The sequence below is a fragment of the Paraburkholderia sp. TE9906 genome (genome assembly GCF_056279605.1).
Genome location: NZ_JBWCCT010000006.1, coordinates 216600 through 230754, shown reverse-complemented (window position 1 = coordinate 230754; position 14155 = coordinate 216600). Strand labels below are relative to the sequence as shown.

Below are 14155 nucleotides of genomic sequence, written 5' to 3'. Positions count from 1 at the left end.
GCGCATCGAAGGTTACTGTCGCATTTCACCAGGACAATGCCTTATGTCTTTGCACCTCATATTGCAAAGGCCAACTTCGCGCCCTATCGTTCGTCAAAGCAAAATTCCTCATGAATTTGGCCGAGTCACATGAAAATAGAATGCATATATCGATGACGCGAAAGCCCGCAAGCTTTACACTGCGCCGCCTCAAGCATTGTGTATGAAACGCCGATAACAAAGCTTTCCTCACCGGAGACCGACGATGAGCAGCATTACCGAGCCAGGCGGCCAGCCAGGCTCCGCCCCCTTCTTTTCGAAACAGGCCACCATCGCGAAGCCGGGGTTTTCGCGCTGGATGGTTCCGCCCGCAGCCCTTGCCGTGCATCTGTGTATCGGCCAGGCGTATGCGTTTTCCGTGTTCAACGGCCCGCTGACCAAAGTCATCGGCATTACGCAATCGGCCGCCGACGACTGGTCGCTGACCGCTCTCGGCTGGATCTTTTCGCTGGCGATCGTGTTCCTCGGCTTGTCGGCGGCCTTTGCCGGCAAATGGCTCGAACACGTCGGCCCGCGCCGCACGATGTTTACCGCCGCATGCTGCTTCGGCGGCGGCTTCCTGGTCTCCGCACTCGGCGTGTACCTGCATCAGATCGCGCTGCTGTATCTCGGCTATGGCGTGATCGGCGGAATCGGGCTGGGACTGGGTTATGTCTCGCCGGTGTCGACGTTGATCCGCTGGTTCCCGGACCGCCGCGGCATGGCGACCGGCATGGCGATCATGGGCTTCGGCGGCGGCGCGATGATCGCCGCGCCGCTGTCGGTGGCGTTGATGAACCACTTCCGCAGCGCGACCAGCATCGGCGTGGCCGAGACCTTCGTCGTGCTCGGTATCGCCTACTTCATCTCGATGTCGATCGGCGCACTCGCGATTCGCGTGCCGGCCCCCGACTGGAAGCCGGCTGGCTGGACGCCACCCGCGACGAGTCAGAACAAGATGATTTCGCGTAACCACGTGCACATCGACCAGGCATTGAAGACGCCGCAGTTCTATCTGATCTGGCTCGTGCTGTTCCTCAACGTGACGGCCGGCATCGGCATTCTCGGTCAGGCCTCGGTGATGATCCAGGAGAGCTTCAAGAACACCGTGACGGCCGCTGCGGCAGCCGGCTTCGTGGGCCTTTTGTCGCTGTTCAACATGGGTGGCCGTTTCTTGTGGGCCTCGGCGTCGGACTGGATTGGCCGCAAGAACACCTACTTCATCTTCTTCGTGCTCGGCGCGGTGCTGTACTACCTCGTGCCGGGTTTCGCGGCTTCCGGCCAGATCGCGCTGTTCGTGCTCGCCTACTGCGTGATCCTGTCGATGTACGGCGGCGGCTTCGCGACGGTGCCCGCGTACCTCGCGGACATGTTCGGCACGGCCTTCGTCGGTGGTATTCACGGCCGCCTGCTGACGGCGTGGGCCGCCGCGGGCGTCGCCGGTCCGGTGCTGGTGAACTACATCCGCGCGTATGAAGTCGCGAATGGCGTCGCGAAAGCCGACGCCTACACGATGACCGTTCATATCATGGCTGTGCTGCTGGTGATCGGCTTCGTCTGCAACCTGCTGGTCAAGCGTGTGGATGACAAGCACCACATGACCGACGCACAACTCGCCAAGGGCGCTTAAGGAGATCCGCATGTCGACCGCTCACACTCAAACCGTGCCTCAGTCCAGCAAGGCGAAGCTCGCCATTTTCTGGCTGTACGTGACGCTGCCGCTGGCATGGGGCGTGGTCAATACGATCTCGCAGGCAATGAAGCTGTTCAAGTAATACCCGCCCGGCACCCCGTCCGCTCAGGCGACGGGGTGCCGACGAAGCGCGTAGCAAGTCCTCCCTCCTTACCACTGGTACGATGCGCCGGCGCCGACTGTCGTCGTAGCGGAACTGACGCCCGCGCCGACTTTCACCTTCAGATTCGACGTAACGCGCGCGGACAAAGCCACCGCCACCGCCTGATATCCCTTGTAGCCAGCCGTCGCGACACCGAGCGCGAGGTTCTTCGTTGCATCGACCTCCGGAACCATGGTCAGCGCGATAGCCGACGCGGTGCCCGAATACGCATTGCGCGCGACCTCGTTGATGCCGCCCTGGAACTGCTGCATGTTCACGGCGTCTGCAGGCGCCTGCCCCGCCGCGACGTTGGTGATGCGGCGCTCGTTGCCGGCCGAGCCCACCGACACCGTGCCCGTCTGATCGGCCACCGAGCCCTCGCCGATCGCCACCGAGTTCGGCGCCGAGGCCTTCGCGCCGCCGCCGAGCGCGACGGAACCATTGCCGATCGCCTGCGCCGCGTTGCCGGAACTGTTGACGGATACGTACGTGTCGCCGGTGGTTTGAATATTGTTGATGACCTGATTGAGGCTGCCGAGCTGCTGGTTCGTGCTCCACAGTTGCGCGCCGGTCACGGCGTCGCTGCTGGTGGCCGATAGTTCGCCATCCTTCAGATTGGTCAACTGCACCTTCGGCGCATTGGCGGCCGTGCCGCCGAGCGTGACCTTGTCGTGGGCCGAGCTGTCGTACTGCACCGCATTCGCGACCGCGCCGTTGAGGTTGACGAGGCTGCTCTGCAAGCCGGCGATGTCCGTGCTGTTCTGCGTCACGCGGCCATCGAGATTGGTCAGCGCGCTGCCGACATTGCTCACGACCGTACCGCCCACCTTGTATGACGGCGCGGTCATCGTTCCATCCGGATTGACCGTCGCCCCGCCGCCGAGCGCCACCGCCGTGCTCGCTGCCTGCGAATACAGTTGCGCGCCGTTGACCGCGTCGGTGCTCGACGGACCGACCGCACCCGCCGCCACGCCGGTGACGACCCGGCTGCCCGCCGTGCCGGCCATGTTGATCAGCGAGCCATCGGTCGCCGCGCCGACATTGATCACGCGGGTTGCCGCATCTTGCGTGACCATGCCGATGCCGCCAGTCTCCATGTTCTGCTGCAACGTGGCGAGTCCGCTGTCGAGCGAGCCGAGCGCGTCGCCGACGCTGGCCTGTGTGCCGCCCTGCACGTGATACGTGGGGCCGCTCACCGATCCGTCTGCGTTGATCTGCGCGCCGCCGCCCAACGCGGCCACCATCGGTCTGACCTGGCCGAGATTGACCGCCGACGAATCCGTCATGCCCGCCGCAATGCCGGTCAGTTCGCGCGCGCCAGCCGTGCCGGTGAAATCGACGCGGGCGCCGTCCGTATCTTTGGCCACACTGAGATCGCGCGACGCCTGATCCTGCTGCACGAGACCGATCTCGCCGTTCGTGATCTGGTTCGTGATGCTGCTCACGTCCCCTTCGATCGTCGTGGTGCGCTGGTCGAGGTTCGTGATGCTGCCGGTGTTCTGCGCGACGGCCTCATTGGTGCTGAACAGTTGCGCGCCGTTGACGGCATCCGAACTATCGGCGGCAAGATTGGCCGCGCGCACGTTGGTGAGCTGGACGGGCACGGGCAGGTTGCCCAAAGTGACCTTGTCGTGCGCCGCCGAGTCGTACTGGAGCGCATCGGCGCCCGCGCCCACGCTTGTCGCGACGGCTGCCGCGAGTGCCGCGCCGACGTCGCCATATGTGGATCCGCCGATGCTGTAGACGGGCTTCTGGATCGTGCCGTCCGGATTGACGGTTGCGCCGCCTCCGAGCGACTCGACGACCGGACCGAGCTGTCCGAGATTGACCGCGGAACCCGCCGTCGTCCCCGCCGCGACGCCGAGCAGCTCGCGCGGCCCGTCCTTGCCCGTGAAGTCGACATGCACACCGTCCGTGTCCTTCGCGACGCTCAGATCGCGCGAAACCGGATCCTGCCGAAGCAGACCCAAGGTCCCGTCGGCGATATTGCTGACGTTGTTGGTGATATTGGTAATGGCCGTCGAATTTTGCGTGACCGCCTGATCGACGCCATACAACTGCGCGCCGGTCACGGCGTCGGAACTATCGGCGCTGAGCGTGCCGTCCGCGACGTTGGTGAGCTTGACGGCCGTGCCCCGATTGCCGAGCGTCGCGATGTCATGCGCCGTGGTGTCGTAGCGCAAGGCGTCGGAGCTCGCGGCCACGCCGTCCGACGCGGCCGCGGCCAATGCCGCGCCGACGTCGTGATAAGTCGCGCCGCCCACCGTGTAGGACGGCGCGACCACCGCACCATCCGAGTCGACCGACGCGCCGCCGCCGAGTGCGGCGGCCACGCCAGCGAGCTGGCCGACGTTGACCGCGTCGGTGACTTGCGTGCCGGCCGCGAGATACCCGATCTGCCGGTTCAGCGCGCTGTTGCCGACCGAGACCACGTTCGCGCGATCCGCCATCGAGCCGCTGCCCAACGCCACCGCCCCCGCCGCGGTGGCCGTGGCGTTCGAGCCCATGGCCAGCCCGTTCGGCGCCGTCTGCCTGACGAACGAGTCATAGCCGATCGCCACCGCGCCAGCCGACGTCGCGCTCGCGAGGCCGCCGATCGACGCGCTGTTGAGCCCGCTCGAACGGGAGTTGTAGCCGAGTGCGATCGAGTTGTCCGACAGTGCGCCGACCGTCGCCCCCGCGCCGACGACAGTCGAGTTCACCGACAGCGCGCCCGCCGAGGAGCCGACTGCGGTCGAGCCGTCGCTACCCGCCGCCGAGCCCCCGCCGACAGCCAGCGCATTGATACCCGTTGCCGCGGCCACGGGGCCGATCGCCATCGCGTTCAGCGCGTCCGATGCGCTGGTGCTGCTCCCCTGAACGACATTGGGGCTCACGGAGATGTAATCGGTCACCGGCGTGGGAGCCACCGCCGCCAGCATCATGATCGGCTGACTCGCCGCGCTCCCACCCCCATCCACCGGCGTGCCGGCGAACACGCTGGCGTTGTTGATCGCGGCAGCGGTTTCCGGGGACATCGCAGCGTCATTGGCGGCCGGGCTGGACGCGCTTGCCACTTGCGTGGTCAACGCCTGCGCGAGGTTAATGCAACTCGGCACCTGCGGCGTGCAATCGTCGGCGCGGGCAGCCTGCGACAGCGTCAGCGCGCCCAACAGACCGGCGCAGGCGGCCGTCAGCGCCCGGCACACCGAGACGCCGGACGCGCCTCGCCGCGTTGCCAGCTCGGAGACGGCCGCATAGATGCGGGTGGTTCTGTTCCATACGGTTTGATATGTCTTGTTCAACACGGCTCCCAATCTTCTTTTGAGATTCACTCGCCAAGATTTTTCCTACGCCATCCTAAGTAATCAGCCTGATCACGCCATCACTTAGGAATGCAGCGCGCTTCCACTTGGCCGGCAAAAGCGAAGAGCCCAGTGTCCTCGACAGAATCGGATTGGGAAATACGACTACTCTTAAAAGAGTATTTTTTAGCTCAATTAAGAAAAACGGCAGAGCGGTACTAAGACGAAAGCTGCCAGATTTCCTAACTGGAGCGTTGTTTTCTTAGGTCGCTTTAAGACGCGCGCTGAATTCGTCTCAGAGTAAAGAGACGGACATGGGTCATCGAACCCAACTCAGGGCAATGGAAGGAAAAACGACAGCGGCCGCTTCAGGCACCCGCCACCGGCAAGCGCATCGGAAAGGTGATCTCGAAAATGGTCCCCTCGCCTTCCTGCGAATCGAAACGAATGTCGCCTTCGAGCACCCGGCACAATTCCTTGACGATCGCGAGACCCAGGCCGACGCCCGGAATGTCGTCGTCGGTGGCGCGCTCGAACTCCTTGAACACGCGCTCCCGATCGGACGCGCCGATTCCCACGCCGGTATCCGACACGCGCAGACGCCAGTGCTCGCCCTGTGCAGCCATCATCGTCAATTCGATCTGGCCGGCCTTCGTGTATTTCGCCGCGTTGGTCAGCAGGTTGAGCGCGATCTGCTTGAGCTTCAGCCGATTGGACACGACCTCGTCCAGGGCGCCGTCGAATGCGCTCTGAAGGCGCAGCCCTTTCGCTTCGATCGCGGGTGCGCACGCGCTCACCAGCTCGTCGAACAGTTCGCGCAGCGCGAAACGCTCCAGCACCACCGGACTGCTGTCGCCGAGGACGACCGAGTATTCGACCAGTTCATCCACCAGCGCTTTCATGTCGGCGGCCTGGCGGTTCGCCAGCGCAAGCGCCGTGTCGATTCTGGCCGGCGCGCGGCTGATCAGTTGCAGCGCCATCGAAAACACATTGAGGAAGTTGCGCAGATCGTGCACGACGCTGCGCGTGATCTGCATGCGCGATTCGTGCAGATCGCCGACCAGCCGCTGCTTGAGCGTCAGTTCGTGATTCGCGCGTTCGAGCCGGCCCGTGTAGTCGTCGATCTTCCTGTCGCGCTCGCTGACGACCTCGCGGATTGACGTCAGTGTGACGAAACTGACCGCTTCGTCGATGAAATGCCGCGCCCGCTCCTCGTGACGCCGCGTGAAAGACGGCCGCGCTTCGCTGAATTCGACGATCGCGCCCGTCAGCATCTGCCGGAACAGATCGAGTTCACGCACCAGTTCGTCGATCCGGTAGCCCTGTTTCCAGCGCAATTTGCCGTGCAGGCGTGCGTCGCGCTCGATCGCATCCTCCACGTGGTCGAGGTCCTGGTTCTCCAGCACGCTGCAGATTTCGTCGAGGATGTTGGGGATGTGATCGGCGAGTTGTTCGTAGGTCAGCCGGTCGGATTCGGTCAGTTCGGCGTCGCGAAAGACCGCCTTCATCCAGCGTTCGGTCAAATCGACCTGTTGCGAGCGCAACTGGGCGGCGAAGGCAGTCAACGGGGGGACTTGCGAGTCTGTCATCTAGGAGACCTGGCGCCGCAACACGGCGAAAAATAGGTGTGCCGCTCCCTGCGCAACGCGACTGCAGGGGCTGCAATCCGCGCTCGCGAGGCAGATCGTGAGCGCTCGGCCAGCCGCTCCCGCGCCTCCAGTATGCGCGATCTGGCGGACAAAAATTAACCAGGGTTTAAGACGGATGGACCGCGCGAGCGCTTCAGATCTTCTCGAACAGCACTTCCTGCGCGCCTTCCCACAGCACCTTGGTGCCGAGTTCGCGCAGCTTGTCGCGGCCTTCGACGACGGTCAGGAAGTGGTTGCCCGCCAGTTGCCCCAGCTTGCTCGCGAAGCAGCACGAACCGTACGCGAGGATGATCTCGGTCTCGCTGTAGCCGCCCGGGTAGAACAGGATGTCGCCGACCGACGGGTGGCTCGTGTGGTTCTCGAAGCCGACCGCCACGCCGTCGTTCTCCAGCTTGAAATCGCCGAGCGGAACCCAGCAGCCTTCGCCGCTCCAGCGCACGTGAATGATCTTCTGGCGATACGGCAGCAGCTTGAGGAACGCAGCCACCGTGTGCGGCGCGTCGGGATGGGTTTCGGCGATGAACTCATGGCCGCAGGAGGTGATTCGAAGTCGGGTCATCGCAAAGGTGTCCGGTGTGAGGGGTTGAACCGAGAGGCTGGCGAGGCCGAGCGCGTACCATTCTGTCGTCCGGCGCAAGGCTTCGACAGGTACAGTTGCTTCCGCACCGGTCAGGCCAGTTAGACCTGTGAGTGCCCTGCAGTACCCAACGTGCCGGCAACGCGCGCACGGCATGGTCATGCCAGGTCTTGCAGACTGCCGCCACGAAAGTTCGTAGTTTGCAAGCCGCGCAATGCGAAGCACACTGCGCATTGCGCGTGATTCCCGCCAGAGGCCTGCTTGTCCGCATGTACTCGCTGACAACACCTCGCGATGAACCCGCGCGGCTGGCCGTAAGTCGCAGCGCAGCACATCGGCACCACCGCTCCGCCGCACGATGAAAACGGTGCAAGCGGGGGCAATGGCCAGCGCCACAGACGAGACACATGACGAGATAAACGCGTCGCAGGCGCCGAACGAGGCCAGGCTTCCCGCCGCCGTCCACCGCCAATGGCCGCCTTAACCCGATCCGCCGCCTCGCTGAACGCCGCCCGTGTCGCGTTGCGCTACCCCGCGGTATCGGTTATCCGTACTCAGCCGCGCAGCCGGTAGGCGAGCGGCGTCACGCCATAGCCACGCTTGAACTGCACGGAGAAATGACTGGCACTCTCGAAACCAACCGCAATCGCAATCTGCAACACGGTCTGATCGGTGGCGCGCAGCTGCCGCGCCGCCTCCTCGAGCCGCAAGCGCGTGACGAACTGATGGGGCGTCTCGCCGGCCTCGCGGCGAAACACCCGCGCAAAATGAAAACTGCTTAGCCCGGCCTGCCCGGCCAGTTCTCCGATGCTCAGATCGGCGGCCAGATTGGCGCGGATGTAGTCGGTCACGCGGCGAATCCGGCGCGGCACCAGCCGTTCTGGCTGGGCCGGCAGCCGGCCGGGTGCAGGCCGGCCACGCGAATAATGCTGCAACAGATGCGCGGCGAGCGCGTGAGCCAGCGCGTCGACATAGAGACGCGAGTCGGACGGATCGGCGGCGGCGCGATGCAACGCACCGAGCATCGTGGCGATCAACGGATCGTCAAAACGCATCGCGTCGCCCAGCGACAGTTCGCGCGAGCCGCCGAGTTCCATCTGCTCGGCGACGCTGTCGATCAGGGCGCGCTCGATGTGCAAATGCACGGTGGACAGCGGCTCGTCGCCGAGCGAGCGCCAGCGCCACGAGATCGGCGAGGACGGCACGAACCAGACATCGCCTACGCGCATGTCGGCACGCTCCCAGCGTCCGTTCAGATTGCGTTCGAGATGCTCGGCGCCGCTCGCGAGCGTCATCAGCGTGAGGTCCTGCAGCCCGGGCGCCTCCAGCAGTTCCTGCTCGGCCGGTTCGAGGTACGAGCGCAAGACCAGGTGACGCCACGGCCGGTCCACGCTCGACACCAGTCTCTGGCCGGCCATGTAGCGGTCGTAGGCGAGCGTCGTTGTCAGCTTCGGAATTCGTGCCATCACATCCATTCCCAGGGAGGTGCCGTATGCAAGGAGAAACCCCGCCATACCCGCGTTGCCGGTCCGCTGTCAGCGCAAGATCGCGAAAATGATAGCAAGGAACCGGCTACCGTAATTTCTGGAAATAGCTAATCATTCAGGTTGTCGTCTTTCACGCGTTTCGAACGCCGGAGCTACCGTTTCATGGAACACGAATGCGATACGCTGCCGCACTGGCTGGCCGGCTCGCCGCAAGGTGAAGCCGGGCACGCGTCGGCAGCATACAAGTCAGCGGCTTCCGCACACCCGGCCTACCCGGCCGCCGCGCGGCAAGCCGTGAAATCAGTCCACGCGGCTGAAGCATCGAGAGCATCGTCCCGCGCCGCCACCGCTGCGGCGTCCAATGGCTTTCTCACCCTCTTCACCGAGGAAGAGATCGGCACGCCCGTGCCCGCCGCGCGGCGAGCCGCGCCGATCATCAGTCCGCTGGGGCGGTTCGGCAGCGCGCAGGACCGCATCGAATTCGTGCGGCGGCGCATCAGGCAGCTTGGCTTCGACTCGTTCAGCTATACGGCCACGCGCACGTCGTCGCATCACAAGACGATGTTCGCGCTGACCAGCTACGAGTCGCAGACCTGGCTCACGCGCTACTTCCGCGAGCGCTATTTCGAGCTGGACCCGCGCGTCGCGCTCGCGTCGCCGACCGGCCTGCCGCTCCTGTGGAACACCGTCGACATGCGCGCCGATCTGCCGCGCGCGCAAATGCGCAGCGAGCGCCTGGGCGGGCTGATCGACATGCTGGAGGCGACCGGCCGCAAGAGCGGGATTCTCACGCAGATGCCGCTGCCCGAGCCGGAACTGAGCGCGAGCCTGTGCTTCAACTCTGAGATCGGCAACCCGCGCTGGATGACCGAATCGATCGTCGCCGAAACGCTGATGTTCGCGCACTCGATTCACGAGTTCATCTGGACGCACGCGAAGAGCGTGATCGGCATTACGCCCGCGCAGCAGCAGCGCGTCGCGTTGAGCGAGTTGCAGCACGCGGTGCTGAAGGCCGTGGTGCAGGGTCAGCGGGACAAGGAAATCGCCTATTTCCTCGGGCTGTCGCCGCATAACGTCGACTATCACCTGCGCCGGTTGCGGCAGTTGTTCAACGTGCGCAATCGCGTGCAGTTGATCAACGTCGCGCAGGCATATGTGTCGTAGCGGACTGCTAACGGCGTGGCGGTGAATGCCGCCACGCCGTGACTTCGCTCAGGCAGCAGGCGGCATGAGCGTCTCGCCTGCCGGTTCGCTGAACGCTCAGCGGACTTCCGGCTTACCGGTCGCCCACGTGCCGATGATCTCCTCGATCGCGCGTGCCGCCGACAGCAACGCCGCCTCACCACGCACCTTGCCGACGATCTGTATCCCCAGCGGCAGACCGCTCGCGCTCATCCCGCACGGAATCGCCATGACCGGCATGCCGGTAAGCGTCAACGCATAGGTGATCGCGAGCCAGTCAATGTAGGTGTCGAAGTGCTGGCCGGCCGCTTCACGTATGTCGCGTGCTTCGACCGGGAACGGCAGCACGATCGATGCCGGACAGATCAGCACGTCGTAGCGGTGCAGGAGCGCGTTCATCTTGTGGAACAGTTCGGCGCGCGTGCGCTGCGCCGAGCGCATCGCGCGGTTGTCCAGTTGCAGGCCGAACTCGATGTTCCAGATGACATTGGGGTTGAGCAGATCGCGGTGCTGCGCGAGCACGTCCTCGGAATTGGTCGCGTACGCGATGCCGCGCAACGTGTGAAACGCCGGCTTCGCCGCGCTCAGATCGAGATCGCTTTCTTCCACCCCGACGCCCGCCCCTGCCAGCCGGTCCATCGTCTTGCGGCAGATCGCGAGAATCTCCGCTTCCGGCGTGGCGATGCCGAGCCCCGCGCTGAACGCGACGCGCGCCGGACGCCGCGGGCTGCGCGCCTGCGCGAGAAACGAATGCGCGGGCTCGCTCAGCGACAACGGCGCGCTATCCACTTCGCCGCACATCGCGTCGAGCAGCAGCGCCGCGTCGGTTACGTTGCGCGCCATCGGCCCATGAATGCCGAGCGTGTCGTAGGGATTGGCGGCCGGTCCGTACGCCACGCGTCCCGGTGTCGGGCGCAGACCCACCACGCCGCAGAACGCCGACGGCGTGCGCAGCGATCCCGCCAGATCGGAACCCTGCGCGACCCATGCGGTCCCCGACGCCAACGCGGCCGCCGCGCCGCCCGACGACCCGCCCGCCGAGCGCGACAGGTCCCACGGATTGCGCGTGATGCCAAACACGCTGTTGTACGTATGACCGCCCGAGCCGAACTCCGGCGTATTCGATTTCGCATAGACGACGCCGCCGCGCGCTTCGAGCAGCGTCACGCCGGCGTCGGAGGTAGCGGGAACCCGCTCGCGATACACGAGCGAGCCGCGCGTGGTGCGCACCCCCGCGACATCGGTCAGATCCTTGATCGGCACCGGCAGCCCGCATAGCAGGCCGCGCTCGGCCACCGGCTTTTTCAGCAGCGCGTCGGCATGCGCGTGCGCGCGCTCGAAACACAGCGTGGGCAGCGCATTGACCTGCGGCTCGACGCGCGCTACCTGCGCGGCAAGCGTGTCGAGCAGATCATGCGGACTCACCGCTTCCTCGCGCAGCAACTCGACGACATCGCACGCGCTGCGCTCAATCAGACTCAAATCGACGGACATGTTGGCTATCGGCTCCGTGGTGAAGGTGCGCGCCAGTTTCGCATGCCGCGTCGATTAACGTCGATTAACGTCGATTAGCTCTTGAGCCGGTAGCCGGTCCTGAAGATCCAATGGACGATCACGAGGAACACCAGCAGAAACAGCACCGTCATGCCGAGGCTCAACTCGACGTTCACATCGGCGAGACCGAAGAAGCTCCAGCGAAACCCGCTGACCAGATAGACGATCGGATTGAACAGCGTCACGACGCGCCAGAACGGCGGCAGTATGTTGACCGAATAGAAAGTGCCGCCGAGGAAGGTCAGCGGCGTGACGATCAGCAATGGCACGATCTGCAGCTTCTCGAAGCCATCCGCCCATATGCCGATGATGAACCCCAGCAGACTGAACGTGACCGCCGTCAGTACCAGAAACAGCACCATCCAGAACGGATGCTGGATCTGCAACGGCACGAACAGTCCGGCGGTCGCGAGAATGATCAGGCCGAGCAGGATCGACTTGGTGGCCGCCGCGCCCACATAGCTCACAACGATCTCCAGATACGACACCGGCGCCGACAGCAACTCGTAGATCGTGCCGGTAAAGCGCGGGAAGTAAATCCCGAACGACGCGTTCGAAATGCTTTGCGACAACAGCGACAGCATGATCAGCCCCGGCACGATGAACGCGCCGTAACTGATGCCGTCCACTTCCTTGATGCGCGAGCCGATGGCCGAGCCGAACACGACAAAGTAAAGCGAAGTCGAAATCACCGGCGCGATGATGCTTTGCATCAGCGTGCGCCAGGTGCGCGCCATCTCGAACTTGTAGATTGCGCGCATCGCGTAGATATTCATTGGTCACCTCGGAGCAGACTGACGAAGATGTCTTCGAGCGAACTCTGCGTGGTGTGCAGGTCCTTGAAGCGGATGCCGGCGTCGTCGAGCGCCTTGAGCAGCGCGATGATGTCGGTGCGGCCGCCCTCGCCTTCGTATGTGTAGATCAGTTCGTGGCCGTCTTTCGCGACGGCCAGCGCATAACCGGCCAGCGACGCCGGCACGTGCGCGAGCGGGCTCTCCAGTTGCAGCGTCAACTGCTTCTTGCCGAGCTTGCGCATCAGTTCCGTTTTCTCTTCGACCAGCATGATCTCGCCCGCGTTGATCACGCCGATGCGGTCGGCCATCTCCTCTGCTTCGTCGATGTAGTGCGTGGTGAGGATGATCGTCACGCCGCTTTCGGCAAGCGAGCGCACCAGCTTCCACATGTCGCGCCGCAACTCGACGTCGACGCCGGCGGTCGGTTCGTCGAGAAACAGCACGCGCGGTTCGTGCGAAAGCGCCTTGGCGATCAGCACGCGGCGCTTCATGCCGCCCGACAGCGTGATGATCTTGCTGTCACGCTTTTCCCACAGCGACAGGTCACGCAGCACCTTCTCGATGTAGGCGGGGTTCTTCGGCTTGCCGAACAGCCCACGGCTGAACGAGACGGTCGCCCAGACGGTTTCGAACGAGTCGGTGGTCAGCTCCTGCGGCACGAGGCCGATCAGCGAACGCGCGCCGCGATAGTCCGTCGCGATGTCGCGGCCGTCCACCGTCACGCTGCCCTCGCTTGCATTGACGATGCCGCAGATGATGCTGATGAGGGTCGTTTTGCCCGCTCCGTTCGGCCCGAGCAAGGCAAAGATTTCTCCGCGGTCGATGGCCAGGGTGATGTTTTTGAGTGCGTGAAAACCGCTGGCATAGGTTTTCGACAGATTCGTGACCGAGACGATTGGCTGCATGGATTCGAGGATGGCAGACACCGTGATTGGATTGGAAGGAGCGGCGCAAATATTCGACCGCACCCGCAATGTAATGGAAAGTGCGAAAGCGTGCAGCGTGCAGCGCGCCGGGTGGCGGCGTCGGAAGCGGGTGTAGCCTTCCCGGCCTTCGATGCCGCCTTCCGAAGCAATCCGGCGAAGCCGAGCCACCGCTTCGCTGCAATGCAAAATAGTTCGGGTTCCATATTGATCTGACGATGGCTCGATCTTTGAGCCGACGGCTGGGTGCAGGCATGCGGCATGCGCGTCGCCCAGCCCGCCCCACTCCAAAGAAGAAGCGACGAGGGTATCGCGGCATGTGCTTTCACTCGACGACTGAGGCACACCGCTTGCGGCAGCTCATTCATGTAAGCGAAAACGCTTGCGTGATATCAACCCGATTCTCTGGAGGTAATCATGAAACACATGACCAGGACGATTTTCGCTTCGGTACTCGTGATGGCACTGTCGGGCGGCGCCTATGCGCAAGCGGGCGGCGGCGCGGGCGGTGGTGGTGCGGGCGGCACCGGGGGCGCGGGGGCCGGCGGCGGTAACGGCATCGGCGCCGGCGGCGGCACCACGGGCGGCGCGGGCGGGACTGCCACACCTGGCGTCGGCCCCGGCTCGATGAAGAACCCCAACAACTCGGGCTACGGTTCGCCGGGCGTGACCGGCACCGGCGGCGGCGTGGGCACCGGCACGGGCGCAACGCCCAATAGCCCGTCGATGAACCGCTCGACCGGCGACATGAACAACGGGATGAACAAGGGCACGCGCAGTGGCACCGGCAACGGCATGAACGACATGAACAACGGGGCTGGCGGCACGATGCAGAAAGGCCAGTAAGCCATC

General features: G+C 64.4%; 11 protein-coding genes. 4 read left to right on the top strand and 7 right to left on the bottom strand.

Annotated features, from left to right (window positions below; genetic code table 11):
* The first annotated feature begins 244 nt into the window (after window positions 1-244).
* A complete protein-coding gene (locus ACZ9H4_RS17915; RefSeq protein ID WP_408148974.1) occupies window positions 245-1648 on the top strand; it encodes an L-lactate MFS transporter in 1404 nt (467 codons plus the stop codon).
* A 10-nt stretch (window positions 1649-1658) separates the two neighbouring features.
* Window positions 1659-1793, top strand: coding sequence for an MFS transporter small subunit (locus tag ACZ9H4_RS17910; RefSeq protein ID WP_408148972.1), 135 nt, complete (start codon window positions 1659-1661; stop codon window positions 1791-1793).
* Window positions 1794-1861: 68 nt separating this feature from the next.
* Here the strand turns inward: ACZ9H4_RS17910 and ACZ9H4_RS17905 are convergent, their stop codons facing one another.
* The 4 genes from ACZ9H4_RS17905 to ACZ9H4_RS17890 form a co-directional block, all read right to left on the bottom strand.
* The gene (locus tag ACZ9H4_RS17905; RefSeq protein WP_476120064.1) at window positions 1862-5140 is read right to left on the bottom strand and encodes a YadA-like family protein; all 3279 of its coding nucleotides are present in this window, start codon (window positions 5138-5140) and stop codon (window positions 1862-1864) included.
* 365 nt (window positions 5141-5505) lie between these two features.
* Entirely contained in the window at window positions 5506-6726 is a 1221-nt protein-coding gene (locus ACZ9H4_RS17900; protein WP_476120062.1) for a sensor histidine kinase, read from the bottom strand.
* Between the two features lie 193 nt (window positions 6727-6919).
* Window positions 6920-7345 carry a DUF3830 family protein gene (locus ACZ9H4_RS17895; RefSeq protein WP_476120060.1) on the bottom strand — a complete coding sequence of 142 codons (426 nt, stop codon included), beginning with the start codon at window positions 7343-7345 and terminating at the stop codon, window positions 6920-6922.
* A gap of 572 nt (window positions 7346-7917) precedes the next feature.
* Window positions 7918-8829: a helix-turn-helix domain-containing protein gene (locus ACZ9H4_RS17890; protein ID WP_476120058.1), complete on the bottom strand. Its 912-nt coding sequence runs from the start codon at window positions 8827-8829 to the stop codon at window positions 7918-7920.
* 183 nt (window positions 8830-9012) lie between these two features.
* Here ACZ9H4_RS17890 and ACZ9H4_RS17885 point away from each other — a divergent pair, with 183 nt between their 5' ends.
* Entirely contained in the window at window positions 9013-10014 is a 1002-nt protein-coding gene (locus tag ACZ9H4_RS17885; RefSeq protein WP_408150018.1) for an autoinducer binding domain-containing protein, read from the top strand.
* Between the two features lie 96 nt (window positions 10015-10110).
* Here the strand turns inward: ACZ9H4_RS17885 and ACZ9H4_RS17880 are convergent, their stop codons facing one another.
* From ACZ9H4_RS17880 to ACZ9H4_RS17870, 3 genes are all read right to left on the bottom strand, one after another.
* Window positions 10111-11526: an amidase gene (locus ACZ9H4_RS17880; RefSeq protein WP_476120056.1), complete on the bottom strand. Its 1416-nt coding sequence runs from the start codon at window positions 11524-11526 to the stop codon at window positions 10111-10113.
* 74 nt (window positions 11527-11600) lie between these two features.
* Window positions 11601-12362, bottom strand: a complete 762-nt coding sequence (locus ACZ9H4_RS17875; RefSeq protein WP_168664700.1) for an ABC transporter permease — start codon at window positions 12360-12362, stop codon at window positions 11601-11603.
* Window positions 12359-13285, bottom strand: coding sequence for an ABC transporter ATP-binding protein (locus tag ACZ9H4_RS17870; protein WP_476120053.1), 927 nt, complete (start codon window positions 13283-13285; stop codon window positions 12359-12361). The genes ACZ9H4_RS17875 and ACZ9H4_RS17870 overlap by 4 nt, the downstream gene beginning before the upstream one ends.
* Before the next feature lie 435 nt (window positions 13286-13720).
* Between ACZ9H4_RS17870 and ACZ9H4_RS17865 the strand changes: the two genes are divergently transcribed.
* The gene (locus tag ACZ9H4_RS17865; RefSeq protein WP_408150010.1) at window positions 13721-14149 is read left to right on the top strand and encodes a hypothetical protein; all 429 of its coding nucleotides are present in this window, start codon (window positions 13721-13723) and stop codon (window positions 14147-14149) included.
* Window positions 14150-14155: the final 6 nt, after the last annotated feature.